The sequence below is a fragment of the Micromonospora sp. NPDC004704 genome, from assembly GCF_053601675.1.
The window spans coordinates 1-20,844 of record NZ_JBSGCD010000040.1 but is presented as its reverse complement, the minus strand read 5'-3'; the positions used below and the strand labels follow the sequence as shown (position 1 = coordinate 20,844).

Sequence of the window (20,844 nt, the reverse complement as noted above, 5' to 3'; positions counted from 1 at the left end):
CCTCCCCGCCGTGTCTCTGCGACGTGCGACACTTGGCCGATGCGGCGTGTCCTCTCCTCGGTCGTGGTTGTCGGTGGTGTGGTCGGCGCGTGCCTGGGGCTGACTGGAGCCCCGGCGCTCGCCGCGCCGGCCAAGGTGTGCACCATCGACGACAGCCGGACGAACGAACTGTCCGGCATGGTCGCCACCAAGACCGGTTACGTCGTGATCAACGACAGCACCGAGGTGCAGAGCCACGACCAGATCTTCTTCCTGAGCAGCAAGTGCAAGGTGACCAGGGCCGTCCCGTACACCGGGAAGGGCTCGCGGGACCCGGAGGACCTGGCGCTGTCGGCCGACGGCAGGACCCTCTGGGTCGCCGACATCGGGGACAACGTCGACGCCGCCGAGCGGCGTACCAGCGTGGTGCTCTGGAGCCTGCCGGTGGAGGGGACCGGCAAGCCGGTCCTGCACCGGCTGGCCTATCCGGGCAACAAGCCGCACGACGCCGAGGCGCTGCTGCTCGGCGAGGACGGTACGCCGTACATCATCACCAAGACCGGCACCGAGAAGAGCGAGATCTACCGGGCGCCGGCGCCGCTGCCGAAGGACAACGCCACGGGCGTGCCGATGGAGCTGGCCGGCGAGATCACCCTGCCGAAGAGCACGACGGAGAACCTGCTCACGGTGACCGGGCGGTTGATGATCACCGGTGCGGCGCGGTCTCCGGACGGTAGCCGGGTGGTGTTGCGGACCTACGCGGACGCGTTCGAGTGGGACGTGCCCGACGGTGACATCGTCAAGGCCCTGACCACCGGCAAGCCACGGATGACGCCGCTGGCCGACGCCTTCGGCGAGTCGATCGCGTACACCCCGGACGGCAGCGCCTTCGTCACCGTCTCGGACGTCGGCAGCCTCGCCGACGACGCCGAGGTCGTGATCCAGAGCTATGAGCCGTCGACGCAGGTCGCCGCCGCCCCGGCCGCGGCCGGCGGCACCACCGGTGGCACGAGCGACAGCGGCAAGTCCTGGACCTCCCAGCTCACCCTCACCGACATCACGTACCTGATCGGTGCCGTCGGGGTGCTCGGCGCCCTGCTGGTCGGGCTCGGGATCTTCGGCATCGTCCGGTCCCGGCGCAAGCGGGCGGGGGAGCCGACGGACCCGGACGGCGCGCTGGACGCCGACGGGTCGAGGAACGGGCGTCCGGGCGCCGGTGACCTCCCGGCGGACCCGCCGGGACAGGCACGCGGGAACACGTACGGCGGGGGCGTCCAGGACGGCGGGTGGACCGGCGCGCCCGGTGGTGCCTACCCGGCCCCCGGTGGTGGCGGCTACGAGCCCACCGGACGGCCCCAGCCGGGCGTCTACGGCGGTCAGCAGGGCGGCGGCGGTGGTGGTGCGGTCTACGGTGGTGCGCCCCGACCGCAGACCGCCGGTCCCGGCGGCGGGGTCTACGGCGGTGCCGGTTCGCGGGCACCCGGAGGCGCGGCGCCGGATCCGGCCTACGGCGGAGGCCGTGGCGGCTACCCGCCCGCCGACCCCCGTGGGCAGGCCGGCGACCGGCGCAACGACCAACCGGTGAACGGGTACGGCCAGCCGCGCGGCGGCCAGTACGGGCAGGGGCGCCCGGCGCCCCGCGGCTACCCGGAGAACGGTTACCCGGAGCAGGGCTACCCCGAGCAGGGTTATCCGGAGCAGGGCCGGCGCTGAGCCGACCCCGCTGTCCGGTGCCGCACGGACCAGGAACACGGACCGGGTACGTCGAAGCCGTCGCGGTACGGGCGCTGTGGCCCGGTGCACCGCGACGGCTGTGAGCGTGCTGCCGGACGCTAGATCCGGCGGAGTACGGCGACCACCCGACCCATGATCGAGGCGCTGTCGCCCGGAATCGGGTCGAACGCGGAGTTCGCCGGCATCAGCCAGACGTGCCCGTCTCGACGGCGGTAGGTCTTCACCGTGGCCTCGCCGTCCAGCATGGCGGCGACGATCTCGCCCGAGTCGGCGGTCGGCTGCTGGCGGACGACCACCCAGTCGCCGTCACAGATCGCGGCGTCGAGCATCGAGTCGCCCTTGACCTTGAGCATGAAGACCTCGCCCTCGCCGACCAGTTCGCGGGGCAGCGGGAAGACGTCCTCCACGGCCTGCTCGGCCAGGATCGGGCCACCGGCCGCGATCCGGCCCAGCATCGGCACGTACGCCGGGGTGGGGCGCTGGGCGCGGGCCGCCTCGTCGTCCATCAGGTCGCTGGGCGGCCGTACGTCCACCGCGCGGGGACGGTTCGGGTCGCGTCGCAGGAAGCCCTTCCGCTCGAGCTCCTTGAGCTGGTAGGCGACGCTGGACGGGGACACCAGACCGACGGCCTCGCCGATCTCGCGGACGCTCGGCGGGTAGCCGTAGCGCTCCACCCAGTCCCGGATGAACTCCAGGATCCGCCGCTGCCGGGCGGTCAGGTCGGCGCTGACCAGGTCGGGGAAGTGGCTCACCACCGAGGTGACGGCACGCAGGGTCGGCTCGGCCGCTCGGGCGCGGGCCGGGCTGCGGCGGCGGGCCGAGGTCGCGCCGGATCCAACGGCGGCCTCTTGCGGGTTTTGCTGCCGGTTCGTCCGGTCGTCGGTCGACACGTCCGTCCTCCCTGCTCGGCGGTGGTGCCGGTGTGGCACGTGGTGCGCGTGGGCCAGGATCCCGTGCGACCGTGGGCCGGCCGGGATCGGTTGTTCACGACCGTATAGGTGAGATCGGACAGTTTCAAACATCTGTACGACGTGGCGTCGGCGTGTCGTGCCCGCACGCTCGACATCCGTACGTCTGTTCTGATACACCATCGTACGTCTGTTCTATCGAACGGGCGTACGATCTTGGAGGTCAGCGTGGGTGCACCGGACATCTCCCGGCCCTCGCAGGGTGGTCGACTCCGCCTGACCCGACGCGGTCGGGTGGTGCTGGTCGGTCTTCTCCTGGTTCTCGCGGCCGGGCTGGCGGTGGCGCTCGCCCCTTCGTCCCGGGCGTCCGATCCGCCCGGTCCGGCGCCGACCGCCGTGGTGCTTCCCGGTGACACGCTCTGGTCGGTTGCCGAGCGGCACCGGCCGAGCCGACAGCCGTTCCGGGTGATCGCCGAGATCCGCCGACTCAACGGGCTCGACGGCAACACGATCCACGCCGGGCAGAAGCTGAAGCTCCCGCGAGAGGAGTGACTCACGGGGTGTTCGGGGTGACACACGGTGGTCGTCTGACCGTCTGTCGGGGGCCGGTAACCCGGGGCCGACCGGTGATGTTGGCAAGATAACGCCTCGGCGCGCCGGGCCGCCCTGAACTTGACCCCGGCCGCTCCGCGGCATACGGTCGACCCCTAGATGTAGTAGTGACAAGGGTGTAAGTCGTCCACAGGTTGGGTTCGACTACCCGCAGCTTCCCGCTCACCAGCACGGCGACGGCCACCTCACAGTGGCTCCCGCCGGCTGTCCTGGTGTCCGGGGGGTGGCGGGCACCCCACAGTGCGGTGAAAGGAGGTCGGCTATGCGGTGTCCATACTGCCGGCACGCCGACTCCCGGGTCGTCGACTCGCGCGAGGCCGACGACGGCCAGTTGATCCGCCGCCGGCGGTCGTGCCCGGAGTGCGGCAAGCGGTTCACCACCGTCGAGGAGGCGGTGCTCGCCGTCGTCAAGCGCAGCGGGGTGACCGAGCCGTTCAGTCGTACGAAGATCATCGGTGGGGTGCGCAAGGCGTGCCAGGGCCGCCCGGTCGACGAGGACAGGATCGCTCTGCTCGCGCAGCGGGTGGAGGAGACCGTCCGGGCCAAGGGCGCCGCCGAGATCCCGAGCAACGAGGTCGGCCTGGCCATCCTCGGACCGCTGCGCGAGTTGGACGAGGTTGCCTACCTCCGCTTCGCCAGCGTCTACCGCTCGTTCGACTCCCTGGGGGACTTCGAGCGCGAGATCGAGTCACTGCGCGCGGCGGCTGCCGCCCGTACGGCGGCGCGGAGCGACGCACCGCAGGGGCCGGCGATCCCGGCACAGGCGGAGCCGGCCGGTGGTCGTACCAGTTAGCTTCTTGGTTTTTGATCATGTAGGCGGCGCGGCGGCGGACCGTGCCGGTAAGGGGGCGGATGAGATGGCGGGGGAAGGTATGACAGCGAACAAGAGCCGGTCACGGGCGGCCAGCAGCACCGGACTCAAGGTCGAGCGGGTCTGGACCACCGAGGGGGTGCACCCCTACGACGAGGTGACCTGGGAACGCCGGGACGTCGTCATGACGAACTGGCGCGACGGCTCGATCAACTTCGAGCAGCGCGGGGTCGAGTACCCGGAGTCGTGGAGCGTCAACGCGGCCAACATCGTGACCACCAAGTACTTCCGCGGTGCCGTCGGCACCCCGGAGCGGGAGTGGTCGCTCAAGCAGCTCATCGACCGGGTCGTGAAGACCTACCGGGCCGCAGGAGAGCAGCACGGTTACTTCGCCACCCCGGCCGACGCCGAGATCTTCGAGCACGAGCTGGCCTGGATGCTGCTGCACCAGGTGTTCAGCTTCAACTCGCCGGTCTGGTTCAACGTCGGCACCGCCTCGCCGCAGCAGGTCAGCGCCTGCTTCATCCTGGCCGTCGACGACTCGATGGACTCGATCCTCGACTGGTACAAGGAAGAGGGGCTGATCTTCAAGGGCGGCTCGGGCTCCGGGGTGAACCTCTCCCGGATCCGGTCCTCGCGGGAACTGCTCTCCAGCGGCGGCACCGCCTCCGGCCCGGTCAGCTTCATGCGCGGCGCGGACGCCAGCGCCGGCACCATCAAGTCCGGTGGCGCCACCCGGCGCGCGGCCAAGATGGTCATCCTCGACGTCGACCACCCGGACATCGAGGAGTTCGTGACCACCAAGGCACGCGAGGAGCACAAGATCCGTGCCCTTCGTGACGCCGGGTTCGACATGGACCTCGGCGGGTCGGACATCGTCAGCGTGCAGTACCAGAACGCCAACAACTCGGTCCGGGTCACCGACGAGTTCATGCGGGCGGTCGAGAGCGGCGGCACGTTCGACCTGCGCGGCCGGCTCGACGGCGCGGTCATCGACACCGTCGACGCCAAGGGGCTGTTCCGCACCATCGCCCAGGCCGCCTGGGAGTGCGCCGACCCCGGCCTGCAGTACGACGACACCATCAACGACTGGCACACCAGCCCGGAGACCGGGCGGATCACCGCCTCCAACCCGTGCTCGGAGTACCTGCACCTGGACAACTCCTCGTGCAACCTGGCCTCGCTCAACCTGATGAAGTTCCTCCGCGCCGACGGTGGCTTCGAGGTGGAGAAGTTCGTCCGGTCGGTCGAGTTCGTCATCACCGCGATGGACATCTCGATCTGCTTCGCCGACTTCCCGACCGAGAAGATCGGTGAGACGACCCGGGCCTACCGGCAGCTCGGCATCGGCTACGCCAACCTCGGCGCCCTACTGATGGCGACCGGACACCCGTACGACTCGGAGACCGGGCGCTCGGTTGCCGCGGCGATCACCTCGCTGATGAACGGCACCGCGTACCGCCGCTCGGCCGAGCTGGCCGGGGTTGTCGGCGCGTACGACGGGTACGCCCGCAACGCCGAGCCGCACAAGCGGGTGATGCGCAAGCACGCCGCCGCCAACGACGAGATCAAGCCGTCCGGCGCGGTCGCCACCGCGATCGTCCGCGAGGCCACCAAGCAGTGGACGACGGGCAACAAGCTCGGCGACCGCAACGGCTGGCGCAACGCCCAGGCGTCGGTGCTCGCACCCACCGGCACCATCGGCCTGATGATGGACTGCGACACCACCGGGGTCGAGCCCGACCTGGCGCTGGTCAAGTTCAAGAAGCTGGTCGGCGGCGGTTCGATGCAGATCGTCAACCAGACCGTCCCGCGCGCCCTGCGCAGCCTCGGCTACCCCGAGGAGCAGGTCGAGGCGATCGTCGAGCACATCGCCGACCACGGACACGTCGTGGACGCGCCCGGCCTGAAGCCGGAGCACTACGCCGTCTTCGACTGCGCCATGGGCGAGCGCTCGATCGCCCCGATGGGGCACGTCCGGATGATGGCCGCGGTGCAGCCGTTCATCTCCGGCGCGATCTCCAAGACGGTCAACATGCCGGAGGCGGCCACCGTCGCCGACGTCGAGGAGATCTACTTCGAGGGCTGGAAGCTCGGCCTCAAGGCGCTGGCGATCTACCGCGACAACTGCAAGGTCGGCCAGCCGCTCTCGGTGGCCAAGCCGAACAAGGCCGTCGAGACCGCCCCGGCCGAGGTCGCGCCGGTCAGCGCGGAGAAGGTCGTCGAGAAGGTCATCGAGTACCGCCCGGTGCGTAAGCGCCTGCCGAAGAAGCGCCCGTCGGAGACGGTCTCCTTCTCGGTCGGTGGTGCCGAGGGCTACCTCACCGCGTCGTCGTACCCGGACGACGGCCTGGGCGAGGTCTTCCTCAAGATGTCCAAGCAGGGCTCCACGCTCGCCGGGGTGATGGACGCGTTCTCCGTCGCCATCTCGATCGGCCTGCAGTACGGCGTTCCGCTGGAGACGTACGTCAGCAAGTTCACCAACATGCGGTTCGAGCCGGCCGGGATGACCGACGACCCGGACATCCGGATGGCCGCCTCGGTGATGGACTACATCTTCCGCCGGCTGGCACTGGACTTCCTGCCGTACGAGCGCCGCGCCGAACTGGGCATCTTCACCGCGACCGAGCGGGCCGCGCAGTTGCGGGCCGAGGCTGAGGCGGAGAACAACCTCGAGCTGTCCGTGATGGCCTCCTCCGCGCCGGTCACGGCTCCGGTCGAGGTCAAGGCGGAGCCGGTGGCCGCCCCCGTGGCACCGGTTGCCGAGCCGGTGTCGGTCGAGGCGGCCGGGACCAAGCAGCTGGGGGTCCGGATCGGATCCTCGACCGAGCTGCTGGAATCGGTGCTCGGCAAGGCTGCGGACGCACCGCTCTGCTTCACCTGTGGCACGAAGATGCGCCCGGCCGGTAGCTGCTACGTCTGCGAGGGCTGCGGCTCCACCTCGGGCTGCAGCTGAGCCCGGCTGCCGCCTGACGGGCTCTCCGTCGGGACGGGCGAACGTTGAAAGACCGGTAGGCGAAGGGGAGTCGGGCAACCGCCCGGCTCCCCTTCGCTGTCGGCCGATGCTGCGGGCGACGAGTGGGCAGGAGTTCCTGAGATCATCGGGGGATGACGATCGCAGAGACGTACGTCGAGTTCGGGGTACGTGAGGCGCGCGGGGTGTCGCCCGCGTACGAGCGACTGTCGCTCGCGGTCGCCCGGGACGACGAGGTCATCGGACTGCTCGGTACGCTCCCGCCGGCCAAGCGGCAACCTAACCTGCTGTTCGGCGTCGTACGGCTGCTCGGTGGCCCGGTCGACGATCCGGCCGAGTTCCACGGGTACGTGGTGCAGAACTGGCCGGCGATCGAGGCACAGATGCGGGCCAGGGCCACCCAGACCAACGAGGCCGGGCGGTGTGCCGTACTGCTGCCGGTGCTCGCCGCGCTGCCACAGCCGCTCGCCCTGCTGGAGGTCGGCGCGTCGGCCGGACTCTGCCTCTACCCCGACCGGTACGCCTACCGCTACGGGGACAGGGTGCTCGGCACGGGCGAGCCGCTCCTGGAGCGCCAGGCGACCGGGGCGCCGCTCCTGGAGTGCGAGGCGACCGGGGTGCCGCTGCTGGAGTGCGAGGCGACCGGGGTGCCGCTGCCGGTCGGCGTACCGGATGTGGTGTGGCGGGGTGGCCTGGACCTGAACCCGCTCGACGTGACCGACCCGGCGGACGTGGGGTGGCTCGACTCGCTCATCTGGCCCGAGCACACGCACCGCCGGGCCCGGTTACGAGCCGCGGCTGCCGTCGCCGCGGCCGAGCCGCCGCTGCTCGTACGCGGTGATCTGGTGGACGACCTGCCGGCGCTGGCCGCGCGGGCACCGGCCGACGCGACCCTGGTGGTGTTCCACACCTCGGTGCTCTACCAGGTGCCGGTCCCGCGCCGGGAGGCGTTCGTCGAGCTGGTACGCGACCTGCCGGGACACTGGATCGCGAACGAGGCCCCGGACGTCCTGCCCTACGACAACCTGCCGCGACCCCCGAGCGAGGCGATGCACAACGTGCTCGCGCTCGACGGCAAGCCGCTCGCCTGGACCCGGGGCCACGGCCAGGCGATGACCTGGTTCGGCTGACACCTCCGGGCAAGTCGCGCCTCGGGGCAAGTCGCCGGGCCACCTCAGGCCACCGCCATGTCCCGCATCCTCCGCAGCGGTGAGAAGAAGACGAACAGGGCCGCGCTCCAGGTGCCGAGTACGCAGATCCACAGCGTTTCCCGCAGACCCAGGTGACTGGCGAGTGCACCCCCGAACAGTGCGCCGAGCGGAACGGCCCCGAGGCAGATCCAGAGGAACGACGCGTTGACCCGGCCGAGCAGACCGGGCGGGGTGACGCGCTGCCGGTACGTCATCGCCGCCACGTTGAACAGGACCGCGTTGGCGGAGAACGCGGCGAGGCCGATGCCGTAGAGCAGCACCCCCCAGCCCGGTTGCGCCAGCGGCATCAGCAGGTACAGCGGACCGGGTGCCGCCATCGCCACCCAGATGATCCGGGCGGATCCGATCCAGCGGGACAGCCGGCTGGCCAGGGCGCCGGCCACCAGGCCGCCGAGCGCGCTGAGCGTGAAGACGAGTCCGACCAGCATGGACGAGGCGTCCAGCTCGCGGACCATGAAGGTGACCTCGATGGATCCCGCCGCCATGACGAAGAAGTTGGACGTGGTGGTACAGGCCAGGATCGAACGCAGGATCGGCTGGTGGCGGATGAAGGCCGGGCCCTCGGTCATCGCGACCCGCAGCCCGACCCGTTCGGTCTGCGCTTCGGCCGGTTCCCGTTCGGCCGGTGTCTCCCGGATCAGCCACAGGGTCAGCGCGCTGACCAGGAAGGCGAGTCCGTTGCTGAAGAACGTCCTGGCCGCGCCGACGAGTCCGATCAGCGTACCGCCGATGCTCGCGCCGGCGAGTTCGGCGAACTCCTGGCTCATCCCGAGCTTCGCGTTCGCGTCGACGAGTTGGTCGGCCGCGACGAGCCGGGGGAGCCGGCTGCGGTAGGCCACCGTGAACAGCACGGTGAGCACCCCGGAGAGCCCGACGACGCCGTAGAGGTACCAGAGCGTCAGGTGTCCGCCGAGCGCGACCAGCGGCAGGGACAGCATCAGCGCCATCCGGCCGAGATCACAGAAGATCATCAGTCGGCGTTGGTCGACCCGGTCGGCGAGGATTCCGGCGGGCAGCGAGAACAACAGGTACGGCAGCCAGGCGAGGAAGGTCAGCAGGGAGATCTGGAACACGCTGGCGTCGAGGTCGTTGGCGGCGAGCAGCGGGATCGCGATGCCGGAGATCCGGGTGCCCAGTTCGCTGACCGTCTGTCCACTCCAGAGCAGCAGGAAGTTCCGGCTGCGCCAGAGCGACGACGGCCTTGCCGTACCGGCCCGCGCGGGTGGCGCCAGTTGTCGCGTCACCGAGGCCGCCGATCTGTGTGGGGAGCTGAAGGGCGGACGCCGTCGGGGCGGCTCCGGCCACCGATCGTGGCATGACGGCCGAACTGGGGCGACTGACTTTGCGGGTGGTGGTGCCGATCCGCTGACGCGCCAGGAATAGGCCACGTCTGGTGCGGTGTCGGCAACAGGACCGTTCCGGGGGTTCCCCGTGAGGTATCCGGACTTGACATCCGGCCGGGTTGGTTACATGGTTAGTTACATGAGTAATGAACCGGCTAACCTCGGTCGGCCCGGCCGGGTCGATCTCCGCTCGGGCCGGTGTGCGTGATGGAGGAGGGCCGGCCGATCTTCCTCCAGGTCGCGGAGCTGCTGGAGACCGCGATCATCGACGGCAGCCTCGCCGAGGAGACCCAGGTCCCCTCGACCAACGAGCTGGCCGCCTTCCACCGGATCAACCCCGCCACCGCCGCGAAGGGCGTCAACCAGCTTGTCGACGACGGCGTTCTGTACAAGAAACGAGGAATCGGGATGTTCGTCTCCACCGGCGCCCGCGCCAGGCTGCGGGAACGGCGCCGCGAAGAGTTCGCCGACCAGTACGTCCAACCCCTGCTCGCGCAGGCGCGCAGGCTCGGCATCGGCGCCGAGGAGCTCAAGTCGATGATCGACCTCCGGGAGGGGGAGCGATGAGCGCGGCGGTGACCGCCCGGGCCGTGACCAAGCGATTCGGTCAGACGACCGCGCTCGACAACGTCAGCTTCTCCCTGACCGAGAACACCGTCCACGGTCTGCTCGGCCGCAACGGCGCCGGCAAGACCACCCTGATGCAGATCCTCACCGGGCAGAACTTCGCCACCTCCGGCGAGCTGTCGGTGTTCGGGCAGCACCCGTACGAGAACGACGAGGTCCTCTCCGGGGTCTGCTTCATCAAGGAGAGCCAGACCTACCCGCAGAACTTCCAGGTACGGCACGCGCTCACCGCCGCCCGCCTGCTCTTCCCGCGCTGGGACCAGGACTTCGCCGCCGCCCTGGTGGACGACTTCCAACTGCCGCTACAGCGACAGGTGCGCAAGCTCTCCCGGGGCATGCTCTCCGCGCTCGGCGTCATCATCGGACTCGCCGCCCGCGCACCGCTCACCTTCTTCGACGAGCCGTACCTCGGGCTGGACGCCACCGCCCGGCAGATCTTTTACGACCGGCTGCTCGCCGACTATGCCGAACATCCCCGCACCATCGTGCTCTCCACCCACCTCATCGACGAGGTCAGCAACCTGATCGAGCACGTCCTGCTGATCGACCGGGGGCGGATCCTGCTGGACGAGAGCGCCGAGGCACTCCGTACCGAGCTGGTCACGGTCTCCGGGCCGGTGGACGAGGTGGAACAGGTGGCCGCGAACGCCGAGGAACTGCACCGCGAACGGCTCGGCAACCTGGTACGCGTCACCCTGCGGGGGCGGTTCGACCAGGTCGAGCGGAACCGGATCATCGGACTCGGGCTGGAACTGGCACCGGTCGCGTTGCAGGAACTCGTCGTCCGGCTCACCAGTACGTCGAACGGCGCCGGGAACGTCCGTACCGCCGGAAAGGGTGCCCTCCGATGAACCGTGTCCTTCCCGCGACCCGCGTCCACCTCATCACCTGGCCGACCCTGGTCGGCTGGCCCTGGGGGATCCTGCTCTCCAGCTTCCTGATCAACCTGCTTCTGTTCACCGGGATCGGCGACGACATCGAGGGTGGGCCGCAGACCGGTGGGCTGGTCAGCGTCTACATCGTGACGATGGTCAGCGCCGGCCAGTCGATCACCCAGTTCTTCCCGTTCTCGCTCGGGCTGAGCGTGACCCGGCGGACCTTCTACGCCGCCGTCTCGCTGCTGCTCCTCGGTGAGTCCCTGCTCTTCGGGATCATGCTCTACCTGTGCAAGCTGGCCGAGCGGGCGACCGACGGGTGGGGCATCTCGATGGGCTTCTTCGCCCCGTCGTTCCTGAACAGCGACAACCCGGTCCTGCAGATCCTGATCTACATGGTGCCGTTCCTGGTGCTCGGCTTCTTCGGGATCTTCGCCGCCCTGGTGATGAAGCGCTGGGGCATCACCGGCCTGTACGTCCTGAGCATCGGGCTGCTGTCCCTGCTCGGCCTGCCCGCCGTACTGATCACCTGGCAGGGGTGGTGGCTGACGATCGGACGGTGGTTCGGCGACCAGTCCACGCTCACCCTCTTCGCCGGTTGGCCGGCCCTGCTCGCCCTGGCGCTGGCCGGTGCCGGTCTGCTGACCATCCGCCGGGCCACCACCTGACGGACGTTCCACCAGTACGGGTCCGGCTCACTCGGGGGGAGCCGGACCCGTCACCGGCGGCCCACGCCAGGACCGGGCTCGTCGCGAACCGCGTCCGGCCGCCGGGCGTAACCTCGCGGGATGGGTGACGGTGAGCAGGGGCGGCGACTGCCGTTGGCACCCCGCCCGCTGGACCAGCCGCACCCGTCCCGGCTGGCACCGGACCACCCGCTGCGGTCGTCGATCCTGGCCGCGCACGCCGACGCCCTCGCGGCCGGGCAGGCCGGCTACCCGGACCCGGTGACCGGACTCTTCGTCCTCACCGCGGGATTCCTGGCCCGCCGGGGTACGTGCTGCGGACGGGGATGCCGGCACTGTCCGTACGTCGACGACGAGCCGGCCGGTGACCCGGCTCCCGGTGGCCCCGTCACCCGGTAGCGTCTGCGCCCATGGCGAGGTACGTGGTCATCGGTGGCGGCATCGTCGGGCTGGCGACGGCCCACCGGATAATGCTCGACCGTCCGGACGCCGAGGTGACCGTCCTGGAGAAGGAGCACCGCTTGGCGGCCCACCAGACCGGCCACAACTCCGGTGTGATCCACGCCGGGGTCTACTACAAACCGGGCAGCCTCAAGGCCGAACTCTGCCGCGCCGGCAGTCGGTCCATGGTGGACTTCTGCGCCGAGCAGGACATCCCGGTGCAGCGGTGCGGCAAGCTCATCGTCGCCACCGACGAGGCGGAACTGCCCCGGTTGCGGGCCCTGCACGAACGGGCACTGGCCAACCGGCTGCCGGTCCGGCTGCTCACCCCCGCCGAGGCCGCCGAGTACGAGCCGGCGGTCCGGTGCGTCGAGGCCCTCCGGGTGGAGTCCACCGGCATCGTCGACTTCACCGCGGTCTGCACCGCCCTGGCCACCCTGGCGGAGAAGGCGGGCGCCCGGATCCGGCTCGGTGCCCGGGTCACCGGCGTCAGCACCCGCCGCGGCGGCCCGGCCGGAGCCGAGGAACTGGTCGTGACGAGTACGGCCGGCGAGGTGGTGGCGGACGTACTGGTCAACTGTGCCGGGCTGCACGCCGACCGGGTGGCCCGGCTGGCCGGTGTCACCCCGTCCGCGCGGATCGTCCCGTTCCGGGGCGAGTACTACGAGCTGCGGCCGGAGCGGCGGGACCTGGTCCGGGGCCTGATCTACCCGGTGCCCGACCCGCAGTTCCCGTTCCTCGGCGTACACCTGACCCGGATGATCGACGGGACCGTGCACGCCGGCCCGAACGCGGTACTGGCGCTGGCCCGCGAGGGCTACTCGTGGGGGCGGGTCAACCTGCGGGAGCTGGCCGACGCGGTCACCTATCCGGGCCTGTGGCGGCTGGCCCGCAGACACCTCGGGTACGGGCTGACCGAGGTCCGCCGGTCGCTGTCCCGGCAACTGTTCGCCGCCAGCCTGGCCCGCCTGGTGCCGGACCTGACCGTACGGGACCTCGTGCCGAGCGCGGCCGGCGTACGCGCCCAGGCGATCGCCCGGGACGGGTCGCTGGTCGACGACTTCCTCATCGTGGCCGCGCACCGCCAGGTGCACGTACTCAACGCGCCGTCGCCGGCGGCGACCAGTTCGTTGGAGATCGCCAAGCACATCGTGTCCCGGCTGCCGGAGTAGAACCGGCGTCCACCAGGAGTGGATCAGGGTCCGCGCCGGAACGGACCAGGGGTCCGCATGGACGAATTTCCATTCGCGGAGCGCCATGTCCGGGCGGGGGGTTTCGCCCCTGGCGCCCGACCCCGTACGGTGTCCGACGGACTCACCGGCCGCCCCCGGCCGGGGCGAGCGGGAGGTCACTGTGCGCGGGCGGCTCTTACTGATCGGTGCGGGACTGCTGGTGCTGTCCGGCTGTGGCGAGTCGGCCGCCGCGACCCGGAACGATCCGCTGCCCATCCCGCCGGTGGTGAAGCTGCCGGCCTCGGCCGGTGGGGGCGTCTGCCAGTTGCTGGACTACCCGGCGGTGGAGAAGGCGATCGGCACCCTGTTCGATGTCTCGGCGTCCACCACCTCGGGCAAGACGAACACCTGTGTGCTCCAGTCCGAGCAGGCCAGCCGCCCCGATCTGGCGCTGTCGGTGACGCCGACCACCGCCGACTCGGCTGTGTTCGCCGACGAGATGCCCAAGGGTGGACAGACCGTCAAGGGCCTGGGCAAGGCGGCGTACCGGCTGTCCCTGCCGGAGGGCAAGGACTACGGCGCGGGTGTGGAGGTGTCCTGGCTCTCCGCGGACGGCCGGATGATCAACCTCCGCTACACCTTCCCGGCCGGGGAGGGTAAGCCGGCGGCGGACGCCCTTGCCACCAAGCTGGTCACCCTGGCCAAGGAGATCGACGCCGCCAAGGCCTGACGGTCGCGGCACCGGCACGCCTGCCCCGGCGGGCGCGCCGGTGCCCGGACAGTCGCATGCCGGCCACCGCGCGGTGACCGGCATGGGTTGGTCCGGCGGGGCCGGACCGGAAGTCAGGACGCGGCGACGAAGACCCGCGAGGCCACCTCACGCGGCAGCCGGATCTTGTCACCGGAGCGGTCGATGGTGACCCCGTCGCGCTCCTGCGCGACGGTCACCGTGGCACCCGGGTCGACCCCGGCGGCGTGGAGCTGACGAAGCACGTCCCCGTCGGTCTGGACGCTCTCGCAGATGCGTCGGACCACCACCATTCCGGTCAGACCGGGGAAGGCGAGGTTACGCTCCGCGTCCGGGCCCTCGGTGGTCGCCGAGTCCAGGGCGCTGCCGAGCGCCTCCAGCCCCGGGATCGGGTTGCCGTACGGCGACCGGGTCGGCCGGTTGAGCAGGTCGTAGACCTTCTGCTCCACCGCGTCGCTCATCACGTGCTCCCACCGGCAGGCCTCCTCGTGGGCCTCCTCGTAGGGCATGCCGATGACGTTGACCAGCAGCAACTCGGCGAGCCGGTGCTTGCGCATCACGGCGATCGCCAGCCCCCGACCGGACGCGGTGAGCCGCAGGTGCCGGTCATCCTCGAGGGTCAGCAGACCGTCACGTTCCATCCGCGCCACGGTCTGGCTGACGGTCGGCCCGCTCTGGTGCAGCCGCTCGGCGATTCTCGCGCGCAGGGCCGGCACACCCTCCTCTTCGAGCTCGAGAATGGTGCGCAGGTACATCTCAGTCGTATCGACCAGGTCGTTCACGTCAGCCGCCCTCCCGGTAGGCAATGCTACCCCGAGTTACCGACACGGAGCCGCAGCCCGGACGGGGCGTCTCGTGCTGGTATCCACCGAATGTGATGGTGTTGACTGAGTGTCATGCCCGCCACAGACGATCTTCTGGTCGACGTAGCCGCCCTCGCCGGGGAACTGGCCGACCCGGAGCCGGCCGCCACGGCCGCACCCACCGTACTCGATGTGCGTTGGCGCCTCGCCGGCCCACCCGGCCGGGACGACTACGTCGCCGGACACCTGCCCGGAGCGGTCTTCGTCGATCTCGACGCCGACCTCTGCGGGGCACCCGGCCCCGACGGGCGGCACCCGCTGCCCGACCCGGCCGCGCTCCAGCGGGTCCTGCGGGCCGCCGGGATCCTGACCAACCACCCGGTGGTGGTCTACGACGCCGGGGACGGGCTGGCCGCCGCCCGCGCCTGGTGGACGCTGCGCTGGGCCGGGCACACCCGGGTCCGGGTGCTCGACGGCGGCTACCCGGCCTGGGTCACCGCCGGCCACCCGGTCACCACCGAGGTGCCGACACCGGCGCCGGGAGACGTCACCGTCCGTCCGGGCAGCCTGCCGGTGCTCGACGCCGAGGCGGCGGCCGCACTCGCCGCCGGTGACGGGGTGCTGCTCGACGTCCGGGCCGCCCCGCGCTACCGGGGCGACACCGAGCCGATCGACCCGGTCGCCGGGCACGTGCCCGGCGCGGTCAACCTCCCGACCACCGAGCACGTCGACCCGGACGGCCGGCTGCGGGCCGCCGCCGCCCTCCGGACCCGGTTCGCCGAGGCCGGCGTCGAGCCCGGCGTACGCGTCGGCGCGTACTGCGGGTCCGGGGTGACCGCCGCGCACACGGTGTTCGCCCTGCACCTCGCCGGGCACGAGGACGCCGGCCTCTACGTCGGCTCGTGGAGCCACTGGCTCACCGACCCGGACCGCCCGGTGGCCACCGGCGCAGGTACCTGATCCGGTCCCCGACCGGGCCCGTTCCACACCCGTTCGAGGGCGGATGCGTCTGGGAGCGGGCTGCGCCCCGTGCGACGATGGCGCCATGTCGGATGGCACGGTGGTGATGTGGGACGAGTCCCTGCTCGCCTACGACCTGGGTGAGCATCCGCTCGATCCGGTCCGGGTCGAGCTGACCGTCGCGTTGGCGAGAGAGTTCGGCGTACTCGACCGGGCCGGTGTCCGGATCGTCGCGCCGACGCCGGCCGACGAGGCGGCGCTGACCAGGGTGCACCGGCCGAACTACCTGGACGCGGTCCGCGCCGCCCCGAACGACCCGTTCTTTTCCGGGTACGGGCTGGGCACCTCGGACAACCCGATCTTCGACAACATGCACGAGTCCAGCGCCCTGATCGCCGGGGCGAGCCTGGCCGCCGCCGAGGCGGTCTGGCGGGGCGAGGCCCGGCGGGCGGTCAACGTCGCCGGTGGCCTGCACCACGCCATGGCCGGTCGGGCCGCCGGGTTCTGCGTCTACAACGACCCGGCGGTGGCCATCGCCCGGCTGCTCGACCTCGGTGCCGAGCGGGTCGCCTACGTCGACGTCGACGTACACCACGGCGACGGGGTGCAGGAGATCTTCGCCGACGACCCCCGGGTGCTCACGGTCAGCCTGCACGAAACCCCGCTGGCGCTCTTTCCGGGCACCGGCTTCTCCGACGAGACCGGTGGCCCGGCCGCCAGGGGCAGCGCGGTCAACGTGCCGCTGCCGCCGGGCACCGGCGACGCCGGCTGGCTGCGGGCCTTCCACGCGATCGTCCCGTCGGTGCTGCGGGCCTTCCAGCCGCAGATCCTGGTCACCCAGTGCGGGGCGGACAGCCACCGGCTCGACCCCCTCGCCGACCTGCGGCTCTCCGTCGACGGGCAGCGGGCCAGCTACCTGGCGCTGCGGGCGCTCGCCGACGAACTCTGCGAGGGCCGCTGGGTGGCCACCGGCGGCGGCGGGTACGCCCTGGTCGAGGTCGTGCCGAGGGCGTGGACCCACCTGCTGGCGATCGCCACCGGGGAGCCGATCGACCCGGCCGCCCTCACCCCGCCGGCCTGGCGGGCGCTGGCCCGGTCCCGGCGGCCGGAGCGGGACGTACCGCTGCGGATGACCGACAACGTCGACCCGACGTACGAGCCGTGGCAGCCGACCGGGGAGCCGGACGGGGTGGACCGGGCCATCCTGGCCACCCGCAAGGCGGTGTTCCCGCTGCACGGCCTGGACCCGCACGACCCCAGGGACTGAGACCCGAGGAAGTGATGGGAGGCGACCCGAGCGTGGTCGAGGGCCCACCGGACCGCTCGGCGGACGTGCTGTTGCGCGACGGCACGACCGTCCACCTGCGACCGATCCGCGAGGACGACGCGGCCGGGATCGTCGCCATGCACTCCCGGTTCTCCGACCGCACCCGCTACCTGCGGTACTTCTCGCCGTACCCGCGCATTCCGGAGCGGGACCTGCACCGGTTCGTCACCGTCGACCACCACGACCGGGAGGCGTTCGTGGTGGTCGCGGGGGAGCGGATCCTCGCCGTCGGCCGGTTCGACCGGCTCGGCCCCGGCGCGACCGATGCCGAGGTCGCGTTCGTGGTCGAGGACGCCCACCAGGGGCGCGGCATCGGACCGGTGCTGCTGGAGCACCTGGCCGAGGCGGCCCGCCGGGAGGGGATCAGCCGGTTCGTCGCCGAGGTCCTGCCGTCCAACGCCACCATGCTGCGGGTCTTCGCCGACTTCGGCTACCTCGTCCAGCGCCAGTACGCCGACGGCGTGGTCCACCTCAGCTTCCCGATCGCCCCCACCGAGGCGTCCCTGCGGGTCCAGTGGGGCCGGGAGCACCTGACCGAGGCCCGGTCGATCGCCCGGCTGCTCGCCCCCACCGGCATCGCCGTGTACGGGGCCAGCGCCACCGGGCAGGGCATCGGGGCGGCCATCCTCGGGCACCTGCGCGACGGCGGTTTCACCGGACACCTCGTACCGGTGCACCCGAGCGCGGCCGTGGTGGGCGGGCTGCCGGCGTACCCGACGGCGGTTGCTGCCGGCGTACCGCTGGACCTGGCAGTTGTCGCGGTGCCGCCGGAGGCCGTACCCGGTGTGGTTGCCGACGCGGCCGGTGCCGGCCTGCACGGCCTGGTGGTGGTCTCGGCCGGGTTCGCCGAGTCCGGCCCGTCCGGCGTCGCCGCCGAACGCGAACTGATCCGGGCCGCGCACGCCGCCGGCATGCGGGTCGTCGGGCCGAACTGCCTGGGCGTCGCCAACACCGACGAGCGGGTACGCCTCAACGCCACCCTCGCGCCCCGGCTGCCGTCCCCCGGCCGGGTCGGCTTCTTCAGCCAGTCCGGCGTGCTCGGGGTGGCGTTGCTGGCCGAGGCGGAACGCCGTGGGCTGGGCCTGTCGAGTTTCGTCTCCGCCGGCAACCGGGCCGACGTCTCCGGCAACGACCTGCTCCAGTACTGGCAGGACGACCCCGGAACCGACGTGATCCTGCTCTACCTGGAGACCTTCGGCAATCCGCGCAAGTTCGCCCGGCTGGCCCGCCGGATCGGCCGGACCAAGCCGGTGGTGGCGCTCGCCTCGTCGAACCGCCCGCCCGCACCCGACGCCCCGGTGCAGCCCCGGTCGGATCCCGTACCCGCCGGACCGGACGCCTCGGCGATGACCGCCCTGTACGCCCAGTCCGGCGTGATCCGGGTCGACACCGTGGCGGAACTCTTCGACGTCGGCGTCCTGCTGGCGCAGCAACCGTTGCCCGCCGGCCGGCGGATCGGGATCGTCGGCAACTCCACCGCACTGGCCGACCTGGCCGCGATCGCCTGCCACGCGTACGGGCTCACCGTCGCCACCGGCTACCCGCGCAACGTCGAGCCGCAGGCCACCGCGCACGACTTCGCCGACGCCCTCGCCGACGCCGCGGTGGACCCGGCGGTCGACGCCCTGCTGGTGCACTTCGCCCCGCCGTTGCCCGGTCAGCTCGTGGGGGAGGACGCCGACTTCACCTCGGCGGTGGCGAGCGTGGCGCTGGCCGGGGACCGGCCGACGGTGGCGACCTTCCCGGTGGGGCGACCGCCGGCCGGGGTGCCGTCGTACCCGTCGGTGGAGGAGGCGGTACGGGCCCTGGCCCGGATGACCGGGTACGCCGACTGGTTACGCGAACCAATGGGTGAGCTGCCCGAACTGGCCGGTGTCGACGCCGATGCGGCGCGTACCGCGCTGACCGACGGCGGGGCCGGTGCGGCCGAGCGGGTGCTCGCCGCGTACGGGATCGCGGTGGTGCCGTCCACGGTGGCCGAATCGGTCGAGGCGGCGGTGGAGGCGGCCCGGCTGCGGGGTTACCCGGTGGCGCTCAAGGCCGCCAGGGAGGGGCTGCGGCACCGGCTCGACCTGGGCGCGGTCCGCCTGGGCCTCGCCGACGACAACGCGGTACGCCGGGCGTACCGGGAGATCGCGGAACCGTTCGGTGCCCGGGTGCTGGTCCAGTCGATGGTGCCACCGGGGGTGGCCTGCGTGGTGGAGGCGGTCGAGGATCGTGTGTTCGGCCCGGTGGTCGGCTTCGGGCTCGGCGGGGTGGCGACCGAGTTGCTCGGTGACCGTGCCTGGCGGGCGGCACCGCTGACCGACCGGGACGCCGCCGCGCTGATCGACGGGCCACGGGCCGCGCCGCTGCTGCACGGTTACCGGGGCGCGGACCCGGTCGACCGGGCCGCGCTGGCCGACCTGCTCCAGCGGGTGGGCCGGCTGGTCGACGAGCAACCACGGGTACGGTCGCTGCGCCTCAACCCGGTGCTGGCCCGCCCCGACGGGGTGGCGGTCCTGCACGCCGAGATCGCCCTCGGCCCCTCGATCATCCGCCCCGACACCGGCCCCCGCCGCCTCTGACCGATCAGGCGGCGGTGGCTGTCAACGGACCGCCCGGCCGTCGGTGTCGCTGCCCAGCCGCCACAGCACCAGCCGGTTGGCGGCGGCCAGTACCGCCAGCGCGGCACCGAGGTACGGACGGCCGCTGACCACGAGTACGGCGGTCGCGCTGCCGAAGACCACCCACTCCGGGATCAGGCGTACCGGGTCGGCCAGCTTCCGGTCCGATCGCGGTGCGACCCAGCGGCCCCAGATCAGTGCGGCGGCGAGCGGGAACAGCACCGCCAGCAGCAGTCGCTGCCACAGCTCCGGCTCGCCGGCCAGCCAGCCGCCGTAGGCGAGCGCGACCAGTGCGCCGATTTCCAGCAGGAATCGCAGGCCGAGGTTCGCGATTCTCATGCCCGAACTCTCTCATCCCGTTCCCTGATCATGGCGCCGGTCGGTCGACGCCGGACAGGGAAAGGACCCCTGGTCGACGCGAACCGCTGTCAACCGGGGGCCCTTCCACCAGGCCGTGCGAGCGTCAGCTCGCGTACGCCTCCAGGCGGTCGGCGCGGGAGGGATCGCGCAGCTTGAGCAGGGTCACCTTCTCGATCTGCCGGATCCGTTCGCGGGAGAGCCCGAACTCCCGTCCCACCTCGTCCAGGGTGCGCTGCCGTCCGTCGTCGAGGCCGAACCGCAGCCGGATCACCGCCTCCTCCCGCTGCGAGAGGGTGGCCAGCACGATCTCCACCTCGTTGCGCAACTGGCCCTGGGAGACCGCGTCGCCCGGCTCCTGGCGCGGGTCGACCGAGGCGACGAAGTCACCGAGCGCGCTCTCACCGTCCTCGCCGACGGCCTGGTCAAGGCTGACCGGCTCCCGGTCGTACGAGATCAGTTCGATCACCTGGAACTCCGGTACGCCCAGCGCCACGGCGACCTCGGCCACGCTGGGTTCGCGGCCGAGCGTGGTGGCGAGGTCGCGGCGGGCCCGGACCATCCGGTTTACCTGCTCGACCATGTGCACCGGGATGCGGATGGTGCGGGCCTGGTCGGCCATGGCGCGGGTGATGGCCTGGCGGATCCACCAGGTGGCGTAGGTGGAGAA

19 protein-coding genes are annotated in these 20,844 nt (G+C 71.6%); 14 read left to right on the top strand and 5 right to left on the bottom strand.

All coding sequences use genetic code 11. From position 1 onward, the window contains the following. Positions 1–39 precede the first annotated feature (39 nt). A complete protein-coding gene (locus ACWEFB_RS33055; RefSeq protein ID WP_452291773.1) occupies positions 40–1,692 on the top strand; it encodes a hypothetical protein in 1,653 nt (550 codons plus the stop codon). A gap of 119 nt (positions 1,693–1,811) precedes the next feature. Here ACWEFB_RS33055 and lexA read toward each other — a convergent pair whose 3' ends face one another. Continuing rightward, positions 1,812–2,603, bottom strand: a complete 792-nt coding sequence (gene lexA, locus ACWEFB_RS33050; protein ID WP_452291771.1) for a transcriptional repressor LexA — start codon at positions 2,601–2,603, stop codon at positions 1,812–1,814. 246 nt (positions 2,604–2,849) lie between these two features. Here lexA and ACWEFB_RS33045 point away from each other — a divergent pair, with 246 nt between their 5' ends. The 4 genes from ACWEFB_RS33045 to ACWEFB_RS33030 all read left to right on the top strand — a co-directional run bounded on the left by ACWEFB_RS33045 (position 2,850) and on the right by ACWEFB_RS33030 (position 8,148). Next, positions 2,850–3,173 (top strand): LysM peptidoglycan-binding domain-containing protein, encoded by a 324-nt coding sequence (locus ACWEFB_RS33045; RefSeq protein ID WP_452291769.1) that lies wholly within the window; start codon positions 2,850–2,852, stop codon positions 3,171–3,173. Positions 3,174–3,495: 322 nt separating this feature from the next. Further along, positions 3,496–4,026, top strand: coding sequence for a transcriptional regulator NrdR (gene nrdR / locus ACWEFB_RS33040; protein ID WP_326560234.1), 531 nt, complete (start codon positions 3,496–3,498; stop codon positions 4,024–4,026). Positions 4,027–4,090: 64 nt separating this feature from the next. Beyond that, the gene (locus tag ACWEFB_RS33035; protein WP_452291767.1) at positions 4,091–7,000 is read left to right on the top strand and encodes a vitamin B12-dependent ribonucleotide reductase; all 2,910 of its coding nucleotides are present in this window, start codon (positions 4,091–4,093) and stop codon (positions 6,998–7,000) included. A 152-nt stretch (positions 7,001–7,152) separates the two neighbouring features. Then, positions 7,153–8,148, top strand: coding sequence for a DUF2332 domain-containing protein (locus ACWEFB_RS33030; protein ID WP_452291765.1), 996 nt, complete (start codon positions 7,153–7,155; stop codon positions 8,146–8,148). A 44-nt stretch (positions 8,149–8,192) separates the two neighbouring features. Here the strand turns inward: ACWEFB_RS33030 and ACWEFB_RS33025 are convergent, their stop codons facing one another. After that, positions 8,193–9,473 (bottom strand): MFS transporter, encoded by a 1,281-nt coding sequence (locus ACWEFB_RS33025; RefSeq protein ID WP_452291763.1) that lies wholly within the window; start codon positions 9,471–9,473, stop codon positions 8,193–8,195. Positions 9,474–9,779: 306 nt separating this feature from the next. Here ACWEFB_RS33025 and ACWEFB_RS33020 point away from each other — a divergent pair, with 306 nt between their 5' ends. The 6 genes from ACWEFB_RS33020 (at position 9,780) to ACWEFB_RS32995 (ending at position 14,103) form a co-directional block, all read left to right on the top strand. Then, complete coding sequence (locus ACWEFB_RS33020; protein WP_326562992.1) at positions 9,780–10,139, top strand: GntR family transcriptional regulator; 360 nt, start codon at positions 9,780–9,782, stop codon at positions 10,137–10,139. After that, positions 10,136–11,050, top strand: coding sequence for an ABC transporter ATP-binding protein (locus ACWEFB_RS33015; protein WP_452291761.1), 915 nt, complete (start codon positions 10,136–10,138; stop codon positions 11,048–11,050). The genes ACWEFB_RS33020 and ACWEFB_RS33015 overlap by 4 nt, the downstream gene beginning before the upstream one ends. Next, positions 11,047–11,742 (top strand): ABC transporter permease, encoded by a 696-nt coding sequence (locus ACWEFB_RS33010; RefSeq protein ID WP_452291759.1) that lies wholly within the window; start codon positions 11,047–11,049, stop codon positions 11,740–11,742. Before ACWEFB_RS33015 ends, ACWEFB_RS33010 begins: the two co-directional genes overlap by 4 nt. A 120-nt stretch (positions 11,743–11,862) precedes the next feature. Continuing rightward, on the top strand, positions 11,863–12,159 hold the full coding sequence (locus tag ACWEFB_RS33005; RefSeq protein WP_452291757.1) for a DUF5522 domain-containing protein: 297 nt from the start codon (positions 11,863–11,865) through the stop codon (positions 12,157–12,159). An 11-nt stretch (positions 12,160–12,170) separates the two neighbouring features. Further along, positions 12,171–13,373 carry an L-2-hydroxyglutarate oxidase gene (gene lhgO / locus ACWEFB_RS33000; RefSeq protein ID WP_452291755.1) on the top strand — a complete coding sequence of 401 codons (1,203 nt, stop codon included), beginning with the start codon at positions 12,171–12,173 and terminating at the stop codon, positions 13,371–13,373. A gap of 181 nt (positions 13,374–13,554) precedes the next feature. Next, positions 13,555–14,103, top strand: coding sequence for a hypothetical protein (locus ACWEFB_RS32995; RefSeq protein WP_452291753.1), 549 nt, complete (start codon positions 13,555–13,557; stop codon positions 14,101–14,103). A gap of 113 nt (positions 14,104–14,216) precedes the next feature. On the opposite strand, the gene ACWEFB_RS32990 is transcribed toward ACWEFB_RS32995, so the two are convergent. Then, on the bottom strand, positions 14,217–14,903 hold the full coding sequence (locus ACWEFB_RS32990; RefSeq protein WP_452291751.1) for a metal-dependent transcriptional regulator: 687 nt from the start codon (positions 14,901–14,903) through the stop codon (positions 14,217–14,219). Positions 14,904–15,017: 114 nt separating this feature from the next. On the opposite strand from ACWEFB_RS32990, the gene ACWEFB_RS32985 reads away from it, so the two are divergent. From ACWEFB_RS32985 to ACWEFB_RS32975, 3 genes are all read left to right on the top strand, one after another. Further along, positions 15,018–15,884, top strand: a complete 867-nt coding sequence (locus tag ACWEFB_RS32985) for a sulfurtransferase (RefSeq protein ID WP_452291749.1) — start codon at positions 15,018–15,020, stop codon at positions 15,882–15,884. Between the two features lie 85 nt (positions 15,885–15,969). After that, entirely contained in the window at positions 15,970–17,151 is a 1,182-nt protein-coding gene (locus tag ACWEFB_RS32980; RefSeq protein WP_452291747.1) for an acetoin utilization protein AcuC, read from the top strand. A gap of 14 nt (positions 17,152–17,165) precedes the next feature. After that, the gene (locus ACWEFB_RS32975) at positions 17,166–19,778 is read left to right on the top strand and encodes a bifunctional acetate--CoA ligase family protein/GNAT family N-acetyltransferase (RefSeq protein ID WP_452291745.1); all 2,613 of its coding nucleotides are present in this window, start codon (positions 17,166–17,168) and stop codon (positions 19,776–19,778) included. Between the two features lie 21 nt (positions 19,779–19,799). On the opposite strand, the gene ACWEFB_RS32970 is transcribed toward ACWEFB_RS32975, so the two are convergent. Then, complete coding sequence (locus ACWEFB_RS32970) at positions 19,800–20,156, bottom strand: YrdB family protein (RefSeq protein WP_452291743.1); 357 nt, start codon at positions 20,154–20,156, stop codon at positions 19,800–19,802. A 124-nt stretch (positions 20,157–20,280) separates the two neighbouring features. Beyond that, on the bottom strand, positions 20,281–20,844 hold a 564-nt coding region (locus ACWEFB_RS32965; protein WP_452291741.1), incomplete at its 5' end, for a sigma-70 family RNA polymerase sigma factor.